The sequence below is a fragment of the Bradyrhizobium sp. BRP19 genome, assembly GCF_020194195.1.
GTDB classification, from domain to species: Bacteria; Pseudomonadota; Alphaproteobacteria; order Rhizobiales; family Xanthobacteraceae; genus Bradyrhizobium; species Bradyrhizobium yuanmingense.
Genome location: NZ_JADYVZ010000243.1, coordinates 1 through 386, shown reverse-complemented (window position 1 = coordinate 386; position 386 = coordinate 1). Strand labels below are relative to the sequence as shown.

1 pseudogene is annotated in these 386 nt (G+C 67.1%); it reads right to left on the bottom strand.

Features of this window, described 5'->3' with window-relative positions:
* A pseudogene (locus tag I6F36_RS39385) lies at positions 1–308 on the bottom strand (penicillin-binding protein 1C); the annotation flags it as partial.
* Positions 309–386 lie beyond the last annotated feature (78 nt).

Sequence of the window (386 nt, the reverse complement as noted above, 5' to 3'; positions counted from 1 at the left end):
ACGCCGCGGTGGGAATGGAAGCGCTGGTCTTCATAGGCGAGCAGCAGCTTCAGATAGATCGGATCAACTGATGTCTTCGCGTCGACCGGCAGCCGCCAGCGGCCATCCGCCATCGCGTAGGCGCGCAGCAGTTTGCCGTTGCGGTCGACGACGGTGGTGGAGACTTGTCGCGCCTCCGCAAGCGGCAATGGGCCGAGGGAGATGGCCCAGGCGGTAAACGCACCCGTCACGAGCAGAGCGGTGACGGCCGCCATGGCGACCGCCCGCCTGATCCATCGCCCGCGCGGCTTGTTCGCCATCCCGCTCATTTCGCCGCGCGGACCTCCACCGTGCCGCTGCCGGTGCGGCCATAGCGCGAGGGATTGTACATGTCCTCGACATAGGCC